The organism is Mucilaginibacter sp. MD40 (assembly GCF_002288635.1).
Lineage (GTDB): Bacteria > Bacteroidota > Bacteroidia > Sphingobacteriales > Sphingobacteriaceae > Mucilaginibacter.
On the sequence record NZ_NRSW01000001.1, the window covers coordinates 2,252,137 to 2,268,460 of the forward strand.

The window sequence follows — 16,324 nt, forward strand, 5'->3', positions numbered from 1 at the left end:
TAAACATTAAGTAAAGGTTCAGTTTAAATAACTAACTTAGGTGTTAATTTAAACCCTAAGCATAAGTATGCATTTTTTCCCTTTTTTAGCAGCTTTTCTGCTTGCTTTAAGGCTTAACAAAGCAATTAAATTTACTGCTCTTCGCGCTAAGTGGCGTTGGCCATTATGGGGCATTGCAGCTCTGGCAATTGGCGGCTTTATATTGTGTGATGACAATTTCGAGGATCGTGTTTCTTGCATTATTGCCGCGGCTTATCTTTTAGGAACAATAGAATATCTAAAGCGTCAGGATGACTTTAAGTCTTTTTCAATTTTACTTACTGCGCACTTGCCTTTGGTTGCTGCTGCCTTAATAAATGGTTTAGCCGAATTGTTCGTCAAGAATTTTTATAATAACTACGGAAGCTTTTTTGTTTCGGCTGAGGTTGCCGCTTTTGTCTGGATATTTATACGTGTAGCCACCTCTAAAAAGCAGCAACAGGTTATCAAACGCATCAGCGAGCGTAAGGACGAATTGGAAGCGATGGTTGCCGCCCGCACGGCCGAACTAACCAACCAGCGTAACGCGCTTGAAGAAACGGTTAAAGAGCTTAAGGCAACACAAGCACAATTGATACAGCAGGAAAAATTGGCCTCATTAGGAGAACTTACCGCCGGTATTGCCCATGAGATACAGAATCCGTTAAATTTTGTAAACAATTTCTCTGAGGTGAGTATGGAACTGATCGACGAGATGGAGGCCGAAATTGCAAAAGGTGATATGGAAGAAGCTAATGCGATAGCGGCAGATATTAAACAAAACCTGGAGAAAATACGCCACCACGGTAAGCGTGCGGATGGTATTGTAAAGGGGATGCTGCAGCATAGCCGCGCTAGCAGCAATGTTAAGGAGCCTACTAACCTTAACACCATTGCCGATGAGTATTTCCGCCTGGCTTACCACGGTTTGCGGGCAAAGGACAAGTCCTTTAACGCTGAATTGGTGAGCAACTTTGATGAGCATTTGCCTTTGGTAAATATGGTATCGCAGGATGTGGGCCGTGTGTTACTCAACATGTTTACCAACGCGTTTTACGCGGTGCATCAAAAGCAAAAAACAATCGGTGGCGACTTTAAACCAAAGGTTGAGGTATCCACCAGGAAAATTCCTGCTCCCCCTTCAGGGGGGCGGGGGGCGTCGGTTGAAGTAATCGTTCGCGATAATGGTACCGGTATACCTGATGCTATAAAAGACAAGATCATGCAGCCATTCTTTACTACCAAACCGGCAGGCGAGGGTACAGGACTTGGCCTTTCGCTAAGTTATGATATCATTGTAAAAGCGCATAAAGGTACCATCAACATTAACAGTAAGGAAGGTGAGGGCTCAGAGTTTATCATCACGCTTCCGGTTAGTTAGTTTGTGTGGTATTTATAATTCATTAATCAACATTTTTAAATCAATAATTATTTTCGCATGAAAATATTGGTAGTAGACGACGAGGAGGATGTGCAGCCCTTATTTTTACAACGTTTTAGAAAAGAGATACGCAATAACGAGGTAGAACTCGACTTCGCACATTCTGGTGAGGAAGCTTTGGAATATTTGAAAGAAAAACATTCTGAAGTGGTTCTTATCCTTTCGGATATCAATATGCCGGGTATGAGCGGTATTGAGCTGTTAGGGCATATCCGCGAAGATTTTCCTACGCCGCCACCGCCGGTTGTAATGATGGTTACGGCCTACGGCGACGAAGAAAACTATAAGCAGGCGATGGAAAAAGGAGCGAATGATTTCCTGACAAAACCGCTTGACTTTAACCTATTAAAAGAAAAACTTAAAACAATTAGCGAGTAATGGCTAAGATACTGGTAGTAGACGACGAGGCGGACCTGGAAGTACTGGTGAAACAGAAATTCAGGCGCAAGATAAGGGAGAACGAGTACGAGTTTATCTTTGCGCAAAACGGGGCAGAGGCGCTCGAGCGTATAAAAGAACACCCTGATCTGGACATCATTTTGTCTGATATTAATATGCCCGTGATGGATGGCCTCACGTTGCTATCGCGACTGCCGGAAGCCAACCCTACATTGAAAGCGGTTGTAGTATCAGCCTACGGCGATATGCAGAACATCCGCACGGCCATGAACCGTGGCGCGTTTGATTTTATCATGAAGCCGGTGGATTTTGATGATCTGGACCTTACTATGCAAAAGACCATCACCCATGTAAGGCAGTTGCAGGAAACCCTTAAAGCCATCAAGGAAAATAACATCCTTAAAATGTATGTGGACGAGAATGTGCTTAACTTCATGACCCATAAAGAGGCTGAGCACAGCCTCATGAAAAATGAGCTGCTTGAGGCTACTGTAATGTTTGTGGATGTTTGTGGCTTCACTGCCATTACCGAACATGTGGCAGCTAATACCGTGGTTAATTTGTTGAATGGACTGTTTGATAAAATTGTTAAAGAAATTATAGCCCAGGGTGGCCACGTAGATAAGTTTATGGGTGATGCTATTATGGCTGTGTTCCGCGGGGAGTATCACCTGGATAGGGCCATTGATGCCGCGTTGGCTGTTAAACAACAATTAGCCAATGAGCCTGAAATAGATGCCGGCAACGGTAAAATATTTAAGCCGGAGATCTCGGTAGGCATCAATTCCGGCGAAATGGTATCGGGCAACATTGGCTCGGCATCTTTAAAACGATTAGATTACACTGTAATAGGCGACTCTGTGAATTTGGCTCAGAGGTTACAAGGTATAGCCAAAGCCGGCCAGATCATTATCACCGAAGCTGTTTACGAAAAAGCTAAAGAGTCTTTCCATTGCAAAGAGAATGGGCAGTTTACACTGAAGAACAAGGCCCTGCCGGTAAATACTTACGAGGTGGTGGAGTAAGTCAAAATTCAAAAGTTAAAAGTTATATCATTGCGAGCGTAGCGCGGCAACCTCATGGGAGGATATTCAGCTTATGAGATTGCCGCGTCGTTCCTCCTCGCAATGACACTTTTATTCATAAGCTTACTTTTAGAGTTTAGCTTTTAGAATTTCTCCACCCTAATGTCTCGCTCTTCTCTTTAAAACGCCACCGGCAGCTTCCTTGATAATACTGGTGAAGATAAACGCCTTAGGGTCTATCTCATGTACCATATCCTTCAGGCGGCGTAACTCCAGGCGGGTTACAACAGTAAACACAATATCAACCGGGTGATGGACATCAAAGGTTTCCTTTAAAAAGCCACGCTCGCCTTTGTAAATGGTAATTCCGCGGCCTAACTGCATCACCAGCATTTCTTTAATAGCCTGGTTTTGGCCCGATATAATGGTAACCCCTGTGTATTCCTCCAAACCTTCTATTACAAAGTTGATCATGCGCGATGCGGTGAAATAGGTGATTATGGAATATAAAGAAGTGGTAAAACCAACCTCAAACGCAGCGATCAGGAAGATAACGATATTGATACCTAAAATGATCTCGCTGATGGTGAAACTGATACGCTTACCGGTATAAAGTGCCAAAACTTCAATGCCATCCAGGGCACAACCACCGCGTATAGCCAAGCCGATACCCGTACCCATAAAAACCCCGCCAAATATGGAAACCAGCAGCTTGTCGGAGGTTATTTTATCCGGATAAGGAATATAAAGCAGGCAAAGCGCTAAGCCGATAATAGCCAAAAGTGTGCGTAAAGCAAAGGTCTTATTCACCTGGAACATTCCCATAACAATGAACGGAATATTAGCCAGGATGATAACATAGGCAATATTAACGTGGTACAGCTCATGTATCAATAGCGAGATACCGGTTACACCGCCATCAAAAAACGCGTTGGGTATCAAAAAACTTTTTAAAGCAAAGCCACAGAACAAGATACCTGCAATGGTGTAAATGGTATCGGTAATGATTGATTTTGCAGTTGGCGCTGTACTCATTTCGGCAGTAGGTGTTTGTTTTGTAAAGCTCTTAAATTTTCTTGTTTTTTTGGCTCCTTGTTTTCAACAGCCGTTTTTGTGCAATAGCGATGCTGTGTAAGAAAAGAAATTTGCAGCGCATCCCATGCTTTTTTATCGGTTATATTACCCAGGGCTTTCATCTCCTGGTAAAGCTTGTCACCCGTGCTGATAAAATCTGCGCGACCTAAATAATCCAGATCGGCATCACAGATAATCTCCTCTAATTGATTTTTGGGCTGTTGAGGAAGTTGGGTTGCCATAATAATGGCGCAAATATGATCGATCTGTTCTCCCGTGTAGCCAAAGTCCGGTAGGGCTTCCCGCGCGATATCACAGGATGCTTTTTCGTGATCTTTAATTTGGTTGAGATAACCGCTGTCGTGGTAAAGTGCAGCAACTAATAACAAGCGCTTATCAAATTCATTAATATTTTCTTTTTCGGCAATGCTTGCGGCGGCGTGGTATACATCCAGCGTATGGTCAACATTATGATAATAAAAATGCTCCGGTAGCTCAGTTTTGAGCCGATTTAAAATATACTGTCCTTCCGGGGTATTGATCATGTTGCTAAGATATTAAATACCCGATAAAGTTGGTATCAGGCAGATCGAACCCTTCACAATTAAAACCTCTCCTTTGGAGAGGGGGTAGGTGAGGCGCCTCACACGCTACTTTGTCACCCCTATGTCCCAGTGTATGTGCAGCGTCATATAACATCAAAGTCGTTCGCAGGGCACCGTATTCGCCGTAAATTTGTGTTACACCTGTTTGAAAATATCCCTTTGGGCATTAATTATGAGCACAAAAAAATTATCTGATATAAAATATTCCATTCTCGACCTGGCACCTGTTGTGCAGGGCGGCACACCCGGCACCAGTTTCAAATTGAGCCTGGAGATTGCCCAGTTAGCCGAAAGGGTTGGCTATACCCGCTACTGGTTTGCCGAGCACCATAACATGATCAGTGTGGCCAGTTCTGCTACAGCAGTACTCATTGGCTATGTTGCCGGCGGTACATCTAAGATCCGTGTAGGCTCTGGTGGCATCATGCTGCCTAACCACGCGCCATTGATCATAGCAGAACAGTTTGGCACTTTGGAATCGCTTTACCCCGGCAGGATAGACCTCGGCCTTGGTCGTGCGCCGGGCACGGACCAGCTTACCGCTTTGGCTATCCGTGGTGAAAACTTCAACGCCGTTCAAAACTTTCCGAAGGATATACTAAGGCTGCAAACTTTCTTCTCTGCCGAAAATGCGGATAGTAAGGTAAGAGCCATCCCCGGCGAAGGTTTGGATATACCTATCTGGGTGCTGGGTTCAAGTACCGATAGTGCAAAGGTTGCCGCGGCTATGGGCTTACCCTATGCTTTTGCCAGCCATTTTGCGCCGACGTACTTCAGGGAAGCGATAAAGATCTACCGGGATAATTTTCGGCCGTCAGATCAGTTAAAGGAGCCTTATGTAATGGCATGTGTTAACGTTGTTGCAGCGGATACTGATGCCGAGGCGGAGCGCCTGGCCACATCAATGAAACAGATGTTTTTAGGCGTAGTGACCGGCCGTCGCCGCTTATTGCCACCACCAGTAAAAGATATGAGCGGAATATGGACGCCGTATGAAGAGGAGGCAGTTATGCAAATGCTGGCTTATTCTTTTGTTGGCGGTGCCGAAACCATAAAAAATAAGCTGAACAGCTTTATAGAAGAAACAGGCGTTGATGAAATAATGGCTACTTCGCCCATATTTGACCAGCAGTCGCGCATGTATTCAGTAAAGCTGCTTGCCGATGTTATTCGTAAATCGGCATATGCGCCTTTGAGTTAAGAGGTTTTAAGAAAGTATAACGGCCCGTTGCTTGTTTAGTAACGGGCTTTTTGATGCAATTTGTTTCCATACTTTAAAAATTATCACAACAAAATGGTGTGGTAAATGTAGATTAGTCTGTAAATTGCCGTCACCTGTAACGGAAAATATCTACTAATGAGCAAAGTTTTTACTATAACCGAAGGACTTGAAAATTTAGGTGCCATGAGCACGGGCGGGCAGGGTTCCGTTTATAAAGGCCGCCGCATGGGGCCGGTGCTTACAGCCATTAAGTTGATGCCCACACCCATACTCAACGAGAGCGATGACGACCGTAACTACCGTAATTTTAAAAACGAGGTTACCAAACTGCAAAAGGTAAATGAGGAGCCCAACCCTAATGTGGTGAAGATATTGAGCTGGGGGCTTACCGATAGTGGCTCTTTCCCATTTATCGAGATGGAATACATTGAAGGCCCCGACCTTTGTGAGCTGTTAAAAGAGCCTCATGAAAAAATATTTATGCTTAAGGAGGCCATCCGCGTGGCCGACCAGCTTTCCAGCGCGCTTGCGCACTGCCACAAGGTAGGTGTAAAGCATGGCGATGTTAAAAGTAATAACGTAAAATATAACGTACATACCGGCAACTACGTACTTCTGGATTTTGGCCTTGCCGTGATGACGGAGGAGCAGCGCCGCACCAGCATCAGGCATGCGGGTGCAGTAGAGTTTATGGCTCCGGAACAGCATGAAGGTAAAATGCTGCTGGAAACCGATATTTACAGCTATGGCATTATCCTTTATGAGTTACTGACCGGTGAAGTGCCTTTTCCATTAAAAGGACAGGGCGACAGCGCACGTAACCAGGTAATGCTGGCGCATATAGAGGCGCCGGTGCCCGATCTGCTTAACGCCCGTCGCGCTGCCTTGCCTGCATCGTGGAGTGATGAAAAGAAAGCGCAGGAAATGCAGGTACCGCAATGGTTGCTGAAAATTATTGATAAGTGCCTGCAAAAAGATCCAGATAAAAGGTTCAGAAATGGTACCGAACTGCACGATGCCATCGTCCGCGGTAGTATGGCTGCTGTCGACAGTCATGATTTTAACGGGGGGTTAAGCAATGCGGCCCTGCGCAGCGAGAACGAGCGTTTACATAACCTGCTGCTACAGTACCAGCAAAGCGGCCCGCCGCCGGCGCCTGCTCAAACTGACGCTGTTGAGGATGAATCGCGTGTGTCGCTTTCCAAGCCTTACTACTATACCATAATGGTGCTGCTGGTGCTTTTTATGGGCTTCTCGGTTTACGCCACTTTCCTTAAAAAGCACGGGCAGGATAAACAGGTAAATCAGGACAGTTTACAAAATAAACCTGATACTACCGGAGTTAACTACGGTTCAAAGTACCCGCAAGATCAGAATAGTCAGCCGGATAGTATCCCTGTTAAGCGTGATACGCCGGTTGTAAAGAAGCCTGTGGCAGAGCCGCAAAGGCCGGTACAAGATAGCGTTAACAATCAGCAACCGGATACCACTGGTGGGCAGCAGGAACAATAAAACATCTGTTCGCTAAATGTGTTCAATGAGACTACCACAAACATTTAAGGTTGGCAAGATTTTCAAAAACTTGCTTTTGAATTTTAACTTTTGAATTTACCCGATGGCATCTACACCTAATTTTTGGCAACGCATTGGTTTGCAGGATTGGTTTCTCACTAACGAAACTACCGAAAAGGCTAAAGCAAACGCCCTAACACCCGATACTGTTTACAGCTACATCGTCGGAAAATTCAGGGAATCTATTAAGCAATTATCGTTTGCCGATAGGGTGGTTTTCTATCATGAATTCATCATCAGCTTTAACCCGGATGATTACAAGGAATTCATCGCCGATAAACAAGGCATCTTCGGATTGATCGTCCAGGAAACGGTAGAGAAGTTTTACGAGATACTGAAGGAGTACCGCGATGCTGGTAAAACGGTAAAACCATCGGGTTCTAAATGGGTTTTCAGGCTGGTATCCCACCCGGATTATGCTCGTGGCGACAAAGGTTTTATCGGGAAGTTATTGCCTGATAATAACGAACCGCTAAAAGAGCAAAACCTGCGGGTAACTTTTATACCGCGCCAAACCGGTATCGCGCAAACCTTTGATGTGAGCCAGGATGTGTTAAAAGGATTTAATTACTACAGCGAAGGGTATTTTGAAATACCTTACGAAGATAATCTGCAGGCTGCGGAAGAAGAGAAAAAAGCATCTGCAAAGCCGCCAAAAGATAGCCTTGCCAAACTGGAAACCATCATTCCCGACCAGCAGTTTGCCGGTAAAAAGGTGGAGTACCTGATGAAAGACGATGAGATCATCGTATCAGGCAGTGAGGAAACGCGCGAAGATTCCAACATATTTACCATACCTTCAGATTGGGTTAACGCGCCGCATTTGCAGATCAAGTATAACCGTTCTGATGGTAAATTCTATCTGGCATCTTTCGGTGAGATGACCACATTGAACGAAGTTAAATTAGAGCGCAGCGATATCAACTCGCCTAAATGGGTGGAATTGCCTGTAAACTCGCGCATGCTGCTTAACGGTATTATAGGTTTAAACCTGTTTAAAGCATAATTAATGTCACAAATATTATCTATAGGCTTATTGGTAATTGGCGGGCTAATGTTGCTCACCCACTTTGCTGATATAAAAAGATCAGGTAAACGCAATGGCTGAAAACTATTTTGGACAAACCGATACCGGCAGGGTACGCAGCAACAATGAAGATACTTTTGTTGCCCGCAGAATAATGCATGACAAGTTGGTGCTTGCCGCCGTAATTGATGGTGTCGGCGGATATAATGGCGGAGAGGTAGCTGCCGAAATTGCGCAGACTGTTTTTACGGAGCAGCTCAGTAGGCCCCAAACCAATATCATTGAGGGGATGATTGAAGCTTTTAAGCAAGCCAGCCGGGATATAGCCGCGAAAAAAGCGGAAGATAAAGAGCTGGAAAGCATGGCCTGCGTAGCCACCATGGCCATTGCCGATATTGAGAATAACCGCTTTTATTACGCTCACGTAGGTGATACGCGTTTATACCTGCTGCGCGATCAGTCTTTAGTCAAAATATCCAAAGACCACTCTTTTGTTGGCTTTTTGGAGGATAGCGGACGCTTGACAGAAGATGCCGCCATGAACCACCCTAAGCGTAACGAAATAAACAAAGCCTTAGGCTTCAGCAACCAGATAGAAACAGACGATAGCTTTGTTGAAACCGGTGAATCACCTTTCCTGCCCGGAGATATGCTGTTGCTTTGCAGTGATGGCCTTACCGATCTGGTTGATAAAGAAGGCATCTTATCCATACTTACCTTAAACGCTTCGTTACAGGAAAAAGCACGCGAGCTGATAGCCGCTGCTAACAATAACGGTGGTCGGGATAACGTGACCGTTGTGCTGGTATATAACGATAAACCCCGGCATCAGCCTCAGGTGGTTGCGCCCATAACTAACCAGGTAAAGAAAGAAGAACCCGAGGAAAGCAAAGAAATAACCAACCAGGAAGATATAAAACCATCTACAACAAAACCCGAACCCGAGATGCGTAAAAGCGGAAACAGCGGTTTAACCGTGATATTAGGGCTGCTATGCCTGTTGTTTTTAGGAAGTACCGTTTGGCTGTTCATGAAAGGGCAGCCTGCTGTAAAAGTGACAAAACCGGTTGCTGATACGGCAAAGCTGCGCAATAGCAACGAAGTTAAACTACAGGACGCTATAGATGCTTTTAAAGGAGACACCCTCGTTTTAACAGATACGGCTTTTAAGCAGCCGGTATTGTTAACCGATACTTTGCACATCGATCAGGATACGCTGTACCTTAAAACCAAAGGAAACTTTGTTTTACAGCGCGATACCGCCTATCATGGCCCTGCGCTGGCTTTGGGTGGCAAGGCAAAGGTTATTGTAATTGAAAACCTCAAGTTTAAAGATTTTGACGTGGCGGTTGAATTCGCCAATAATGGACTCTCGTTAGTCAACGTACAGTTCAGCAATTGCCGTTTGCCGGTGCGTAATAACTATGTGTTTGCTCAGGATAAAAACATAACGGCCAGCTTCCCTATGATCATTACTAACACCAATACTGCTAAACCTAAAACCACTGTAAAAGTAAATGGAAGCAGATAAAGTGCAACAACCCGGCCGGTGGACCGAGCGCATTTTCATTGTACTGTTAACGGCATTGTTTATATGCCTTTTCCTGCGTTTACATACCGTATTGCAAACCCGTTTTACTGATGTGGATAAGCGTTTGCAGGATGGCACCATGATCAATCTTAACGCAGGTGACCCGGCAGGCCAGCTTAAGCGATTGCTTACAAAAGGCTATTATTTTGAGGATAAAAAAGACATCGACCTCATCACCTCAACAGTTGCCAACGCTACTGATAATCACTTGCAGATTGATAACATCGGCGAGTTGAATAAACGCAAGTATTTTATTATTGCGGATGATGCTTTTGCTCAGGGCGGCAAATCTTTCAAAAGCAGGGTAGAAGCTTCCCGGGCTTTACTGGGCTACACAGGTGCGGATTCATCGTTGTTTGTGAGCGAGAAAAGTAACCCCAAACAGGTGCCTCAAAGTACTGATCTCAACATGGGCAACGGAGTTGTCGCTGTAAATATCTTAAATAAACAGCAACCAGTTGGAGGCGTGTTGGTACGCCTGCAAATGGTACTGCCCCAGGATAGCATTTACAATGATGAGGAGATAGAAGAGGTTAAACGGACGCGTGAGAACGGCAACGGCTTTACCAAGGCATTTACGCCTGATAGTGCCGGCCGGCCGCATCTGCAGGAACTAATTGCCTATGCCCGCACTAATGAGCAGGGTTTGGCGCAGTTTACGCATTTGCCAAACGGCAAGGCGTTTAAAGTGTTACCCCTGCAGCCCGGTTACCAGTTTGGTACATCGCAAGGGATACAGGAACTGGATGACGATGCCACTTTTACTTTTAACCAGCAGCCACATACAATACGCTTATTCTCCACCCGCGACTTCAACATCCTTAAAAAGGAAAAATCGCTCAACATACGCACCGTTGATGATTTTAACCACTGGTTTTATATTATAGTCGGCAGCTTTTTGGGAGCTTTTCTGTTAGTACACATTGTATTGTCGATAGGTTTCAGAAACGCCGATCAACTGATCCTGCCGGTGATCATGACGTTAACCGGGTTATCATTTATTACCTTACTCAGCTTACAAGATCCGCTCCGCGACCGCTTCCTGGCTAAGGATATGCTCTTTTATTTAGGCATTGGTTTGGTTGCCATGCTGGTGATGCTGTTTTTTAATCTTCGCCGTTTTACACCGGATTCATGGGTGTACCGGATGCTGGTGTTTAAACAGAACCGCGCGGCAGCAAACGGTTGGCCCTGGGTTGCTTTAGCAGCAACCTTACTGGCGCTTACCATCAAGTTTGGTACAGGGCCAGAGGGTAGCGGTGTAAAGGTTAACTTATTCGGGTTCCAACCCAGCGAGATCGTGAAATATCTTATCATTTTGTTCTTGGCTGGTTTCTTTGCGGCTAACGAGAAACTCATTAGCGAATACACCAGTTGGAACAAACGCTGGCAGTTCTTCTCCTTCGCGCTGATAGCCATACTGATTACCTTGTTTCTATTTCTTATCCTGGGCGATCTTGGGCCGGCAATGGTGGTACTTTTTACCTTCATCGTTTTGTTTTCCTTTTCGCGCGGCGATTTCATGTTCATGGCGATAGCCGTTGTGCTGTATGTGCTGGTAAGCTGGTTTGTAAAAAATGTTTGGCTTGCCGCGCTTATTACAGCTGCTGCGGTTTCGTTAATGATGCTTTTCAACCGCCGCTCGTTAAGCGAATCGGCCATTATGGTGCTGGTTATCATGGCGGCGTTTGTAACTATAGACCAGGTGCCTTTGTTAGGTAAGTTATTCCCTGGTCCGGTACAACGTCTGGTAGACCGTAAAGCCATTTGGCAGGATGCCTGGAATAACGAGGTTTATGGCGGCGACCAGGTAGCGAACGGGCTCTGGGCCATGTCCAGCGGTGGCGTTGCGGGGCAAGGCGTAGGTGAAGGCTTTGCCAAAACTATCCCGGAAGCGCATACCGACATGATACTGCCTTCCATGAGTGAAGAGTTCGGATGGGCGGGTATGACCTGTATTTTCATCCTCTTTCTGCTTTATTTGCACCGTTCCATCATCATAGGGCGGCGAACGGGCACGCCGTTCCTGTTTTATTTATGTGCAGGTATCGGTGTATCAACCTTTGTGCAGTTTTTGCTTATTGCGGGTGGCTCAACAGGGGCATTACCGTTATCCGGGGTGTCACTGCCGTTTGAAAGTTATGGCGGCTCATCTTTAGTGGCCAATTTACTGGCTTCAGGATTTTTGTTATCCGCGTCAAAAGTGAGGGGTACGCCTGTGCAAATGAATTACATTTCGCAGCAGCAGGACAAAAATCTGGTTCCGGCACTCATGGCCGCCTTAAGTGGTGTGGTGCTGCTTTCGGTGAGCGTTTCAAGATATTCATTCAATAATAAAAAATGGGTGGTGAAGCCATCACTGGTGGCCGATAAAAGCGGCGCCCGGATGTTTAGTTACAACCCGCGTATCGCCATATTAATGAACCGCCTGGAGGCCGGTAACCTTTACGATCGCGATGGTGTGTTATTAGCAACAAGCGATCCTAATTTGGTGAAGCAACAACACCGTAAACTGGTGCTTGCCGGCGCGGCTGATTACAATATCGATTCGGCTATGCATAAGCGTTTGGACCGATATTATCCTTTTGATGATAAAATGTTCTTTTGGATAGGCGATGCAAATACCGGCGTTTTCAACGGCAGCCCAAATGGTTATTTTGCGGAATATGAACATGCTGCTGAACTGCGCGGTTTCCAGATGCCTACCGAGAAATTCAACGTAACCGCGAACCGATACCGGGAAGACAGGTTCCTGGCAAGAGGCGTTAAGGAAATGACGGTTGTAAAGCGCGATTACAGCGCTATTGCGCCTTTATTGCTTGCAGGTATAAACAGCAAGGAAGTGGAAGATTTCAAAAAACGAAACCGCGATGTTAGGCTTACCATGGATGCACAACTGCAAACCGAGATACAAAACTCGATAGCGCAGGATACATCTTTGTTGGATAACCGTGTATCGGTAGTGGTAATGGAATCCAATACAGGGGATGTGCTTACATCGGCTACTTATCCGCTGCCGCCGGTGCATGATTGGGAAAAGCTGACCATGAGTTACGCCGACCAAAATCAACTTAGTGGATGGATGACCACACAGGATCTTGGTTTTACCCTGGCTACGCAACCCGGCTCAACGGCTAAACTCGCAACTTCTATTGCATCGTTCAATAAATTGGGTATAGCTGCCGCTAACCGCAAGTTTAACGTGGCCAGCTATGAGCGTATCCGTACCAAAGGTTTGGAGCCTGACGAAACCGGTTTAATAACACTGGAGCGTGCCGTCGCAAAATCAAATAACGTATACTTCATCAAACTGGCTAACGAGGAACATCTGCAGGAGGATATGGCAACGGTTTATTTAAAAACCGGTATGTTCTTACATGGCGTTGGTGGTTATTACTACGGTCGCGACAAAGAGAATGCGCAGCAGGAAGAAAAATGGCGCGAGCTTTGGCGCAAAACGGAGTTCAATACCAAGCCGCGTTATAATCCTAACAATATTCGGAAAACAAGGGCCAAAGGTATCTCCGGTATGGCATGGGGCCAGGGCGAGTTAATTGCTACGCCTGCCGCTGTTGCACGCATGGCGGCCGGTGTTGCCAATAATGGCACTATGCCGCAAAACCGTTATGTGCTTAAGGTAAGCGATTCTGCAACGCAGGTAAAACCGGGCATTAAGCTGATGAATGATCCCCGTTACGCAGGGCTAATGCGACATTATATGATAGAGCAAAGTGCGCCGAAACAATATACACTGGGACTTGCAGTTGCCGGTAAAACCGGTACGCCGGAGCGTATCTGGAAAGGCGAACAAATAAACGATGGTTGGTATGTGTTTTTCGCGCCCAAAGGAAACGGAGCTGGTAACATGGTAGTTTGCGTAAGGATAGAATCTACCAAAGGATCGTCTGACGCGGTAAGGCTGGCAGGGCGTCATGTTATACCTTTTCTAAAGGAAAAAGGCTACATTAAAAGCATTACAGACCAAACAACTGAATAATGCGTTGGTTTATGGTATAGTGCTATACCGTATGCCAGTGCGGGGCTTAAGAACGTTATAAACAACATTAAGTCATAATTATTTGAGAGATACTTTTTAGATTAGGGTCAGTTAAGCACTAAAATTTAGGTAGAATACTTTACTGGATAGGATGTTCAATTTTTTTAAAAACGATAAGGCGGATAGACCGTCTGATGTTAAGGGTATACGATATGAACTGCTGCAATTCATTAAACAGGAATTGCAAAAAGCGGAAGGTGGTGAAGGTGGCAACATCCGCGGCCTTAACCTGTATATTAATGCCCCAGCGGCAGATAAATCGCTTTACGAAGCCGCGGTGCATACCGAAGAACCGGAAGTTTTTAAAGACGAGGTACAGCGTATTGCTGATGATTATGCAGTAAACCTGCCTCAAAACTGGCAGTTGGACGTAATATTTGACGAGGAATTACCGGCAGAAGCGGTGCCCGCGAGGAACATTGATGCCGCATTTTTTATAAAAACCGGCAGTAATTTTATTAAGCAATCTGCCTCGGCATATATCCGGGTTTTGGGTGGGGAAACTGAACAGAAAGAATATCATATACAATCCGGTAAAGACAAGATCAATATCGGCAGGGATAAAAAAGCGCAGGCCGATGACGGCTTTTTTCGTACCAACCACATCGCTTTCCCGAGTGATGGTGCCGATGAGGCAAACAAATATGTAAGTCGCCAGCATGCTCACATAGAATGGAGCGATGAGGCAGGCAAATTCTATATCTACGCGGATGAAGGTGGTATCCCGCCGAGAAATAAGATAAAGATCCGTTCAGAAAAAAGTGAGGATGTGATCAAACTAAGCTCTACCCACATTGGGCATCAATTGCAGGAAGGCGACCAGATCATTTTAGGGCAGTCGGCGGTTTTGGAGTTCAGCTATCAACCAACAGGCCATGAGTAAAGTATTTACCATAACCGAAGGATTAGAGAACCTGGGTGCATTGCGCACAGGCGGACAGGGATCGGTATACAAAGGCCGGCGCATGGGGCCTATGATCACCGCCGTAAAGATATTGCCTACACCCGTTTACGCCGAAAACACTGAGGATCGCAACTATCGCAACTTTATTAACGAAGTGGGCAAACTGCAGAAGGTAAACGAGGTGCCTAATCCCAATGTGGTAAAGATATTAAGTTCGGGTATTACCGAGAGTGGATCGCTGCCATACATTGAGATGGAGTACATTGATGGCCCTGATCTGTGCGACCTGCTCCAACCACCTAATGATCGTGTTTTTACCATTAAAGAAACGATAAGGCTGGCATACCAGTTGGCAGGCGCTTTGGCCCATTGCCATAAAATAGGTATCAAACACGGCGATGTTAAAAGCAATAACGTTAAGTACAATGCCCAAACAGGTAATTATGTACTGATAGATTTTGGCTTAGCCATCCTTACCGATGAGGAGCGCCGTACCAGCATAAGGCATGCCGGGGCTATAGAATTTATGGCACCGGAGCAAACTGATGGCCAGATGCTGCCGCAATCTGATGTGTATGCTTACGGTATCATCTTGTACGAAATGCTTACCGGCAGCGTTCCATTTCCGCTTACAGGCAATAGTGAAACCGCCCGTAATAATGTGCGGATGGCGCACCTGGAATCACCGGTACCCGACCTGCGCATTATGCGCCAGAACAACCTGCCCCGCACCTGGACCGAAGAAAAGCGCGACCAGGAAATGCAGTTGCCTCACTGGTTGTTAACCATCATAAACAAATGCTTGCAAAAAGACCCTGCACAACGCTACACAAGTGGAGTTGAATTGCTGGACGCTGTTATTGAGGCTAATTTTTCCGGTGACAATAAAAGTAGTAACGCTGCTGTACTTGCCGAAAATGAACGCCTAAGAAAACTGGTTGAGCAGTTTGAAAAAGAAGATGCCGAAAAGAACCGGCAACTGGCCGCTCTACAAACACTTGCGAAAGAAACAGGCGCGCATTTCAATGGCAATAAAGGCGTATATGAGCGTAATAGGGCTACTATCATTATGCCTAAGAATACACTTGGTGCCATCATAACTGTGGGGCTAATATTTGTTGCTATATCCCTGTACGCTTTCTTTAGAAGCCCTGCAAGTACTGGTAATGTAGTTTATGTACCCGCCACTAACTACTTGCGGCCGCCTTATATACCCAGGCAATATAATTACGATAGCGTGGCCCGTGCCAAACATGCCGCGCTGCTTGCTGCCAAAAAAAGGGTTTGGAAACCTAAAAAGGTATTGGCCGATTCGGTTAGTGTAGCGCCACCGGTTAAGAAGAAAAAGCGCAAAAAATTCCTGGGGATATTCTAACATATTCACTTGAA

The 16,324-nt window shown here is 45.6% G+C and carries 12 protein-coding genes; 10 read left to right on the plus strand and 2 right to left on the minus strand.

Annotated features, from left to right (window positions below; genetic code table 11):
* The first annotated feature begins 67 nt into the window (after nucleotides 1-67).
* From CKK33_RS10245 to CKK33_RS10255, 3 genes are read left to right on the plus strand one after another with little or no spacing between them, the layout of a single operon-like run.
* Entirely contained in the window at nucleotides 68-1,399 is a 1,332-nt protein-coding gene (locus tag CKK33_RS10245) for a sensor histidine kinase (RefSeq protein ID WP_095704015.1), read from the plus strand.
* A gap of 57 nt (nucleotides 1,400-1,456) precedes the next feature.
* Nucleotides 1,457-1,837 (plus strand): response regulator, encoded by a 381-nt coding sequence (locus CKK33_RS10250; RefSeq protein WP_095704016.1) that lies wholly within the window; start codon nucleotides 1,457-1,459, stop codon nucleotides 1,835-1,837.
* On the plus strand, nucleotides 1,837-2,883 hold the full coding sequence (locus tag CKK33_RS10255) for an adenylate/guanylate cyclase domain-containing protein (RefSeq protein ID WP_095704017.1): 1,047 nt from the start codon (nucleotides 1,837-1,839) through the stop codon (nucleotides 2,881-2,883). Before CKK33_RS10250 ends, CKK33_RS10255 begins: the two co-directional genes overlap by 1 nt.
* A gap of 159 nt (nucleotides 2,884-3,042) precedes the next feature.
* Here CKK33_RS10255 and CKK33_RS10260 read toward each other — a convergent pair whose 3' ends face one another.
* The gene (locus CKK33_RS10260; protein WP_095704018.1) at nucleotides 3,043-3,918 is read right to left on the minus strand and encodes a YitT family protein; all 876 of its coding nucleotides are present in this window, start codon (nucleotides 3,916-3,918) and stop codon (nucleotides 3,043-3,045) included.
* The gene (locus CKK33_RS10265) at nucleotides 3,915-4,502 is read right to left on the minus strand and encodes an HD domain-containing protein (RefSeq protein WP_095704019.1); all 588 of its coding nucleotides are present in this window, start codon (nucleotides 4,500-4,502) and stop codon (nucleotides 3,915-3,917) included. Before CKK33_RS10265 ends, CKK33_RS10260 begins: the two co-directional genes overlap by 4 nt.
* A gap of 232 nt (nucleotides 4,503-4,734) precedes the next feature.
* Between CKK33_RS10265 and CKK33_RS10270 the strand changes: the two genes are divergently transcribed.
* The 7 genes from CKK33_RS10270 to CKK33_RS10300 all read left to right on the plus strand — a co-directional run bounded on the left by CKK33_RS10270 (nucleotide 4,735) and on the right by CKK33_RS10300 (nucleotide 16,310).
* Nucleotides 4,735-5,763 (plus strand): LLM class flavin-dependent oxidoreductase, encoded by a 1,029-nt coding sequence (locus CKK33_RS10270; protein ID WP_095704020.1) that lies wholly within the window; start codon nucleotides 4,735-4,737, stop codon nucleotides 5,761-5,763.
* A 156-nt stretch (nucleotides 5,764-5,919) separates the two neighbouring features.
* Complete coding sequence (locus CKK33_RS10275; protein WP_095704021.1) at nucleotides 5,920-7,296, plus strand: serine/threonine-protein kinase; 1,377 nt, start codon at nucleotides 5,920-5,922, stop codon at nucleotides 7,294-7,296.
* A gap of 103 nt (nucleotides 7,297-7,399) precedes the next feature.
* Nucleotides 7,400-8,362: a hypothetical protein gene (locus CKK33_RS10280; protein WP_095704022.1), complete on the plus strand. Its 963-nt coding sequence runs from the start codon at nucleotides 7,400-7,402 to the stop codon at nucleotides 8,360-8,362.
* 94 nt (nucleotides 8,363-8,456) lie between these two features.
* Complete coding sequence (locus CKK33_RS10285; RefSeq protein WP_095704023.1) at nucleotides 8,457-9,914, plus strand: PP2C family serine/threonine-protein phosphatase; 1,458 nt, start codon at nucleotides 8,457-8,459, stop codon at nucleotides 9,912-9,914.
* Entirely contained in the window at nucleotides 9,901-13,971 is a 4,071-nt protein-coding gene (locus tag CKK33_RS10290) for an FtsW/RodA/SpoVE family cell cycle protein (protein ID WP_095704024.1), read from the plus strand. Before CKK33_RS10285 ends, CKK33_RS10290 begins: the two co-directional genes overlap by 14 nt.
* A 151-nt stretch (nucleotides 13,972-14,122) precedes the next feature.
* A complete protein-coding gene (locus CKK33_RS10295) occupies nucleotides 14,123-14,914 on the plus strand; it encodes an FHA domain-containing protein (RefSeq protein WP_095704025.1) in 792 nt (263 codons plus the stop codon).
* Nucleotides 14,907-16,310 carry a serine/threonine-protein kinase gene (locus tag CKK33_RS10300; protein ID WP_095704026.1) on the plus strand — a complete coding sequence of 468 codons (1,404 nt, stop codon included), beginning with the start codon at nucleotides 14,907-14,909 and terminating at the stop codon, nucleotides 16,308-16,310. The genes CKK33_RS10295 and CKK33_RS10300 overlap by 8 nt, the downstream gene beginning before the upstream one ends.
* Nucleotides 16,311-16,324 lie beyond the last annotated feature (14 nt).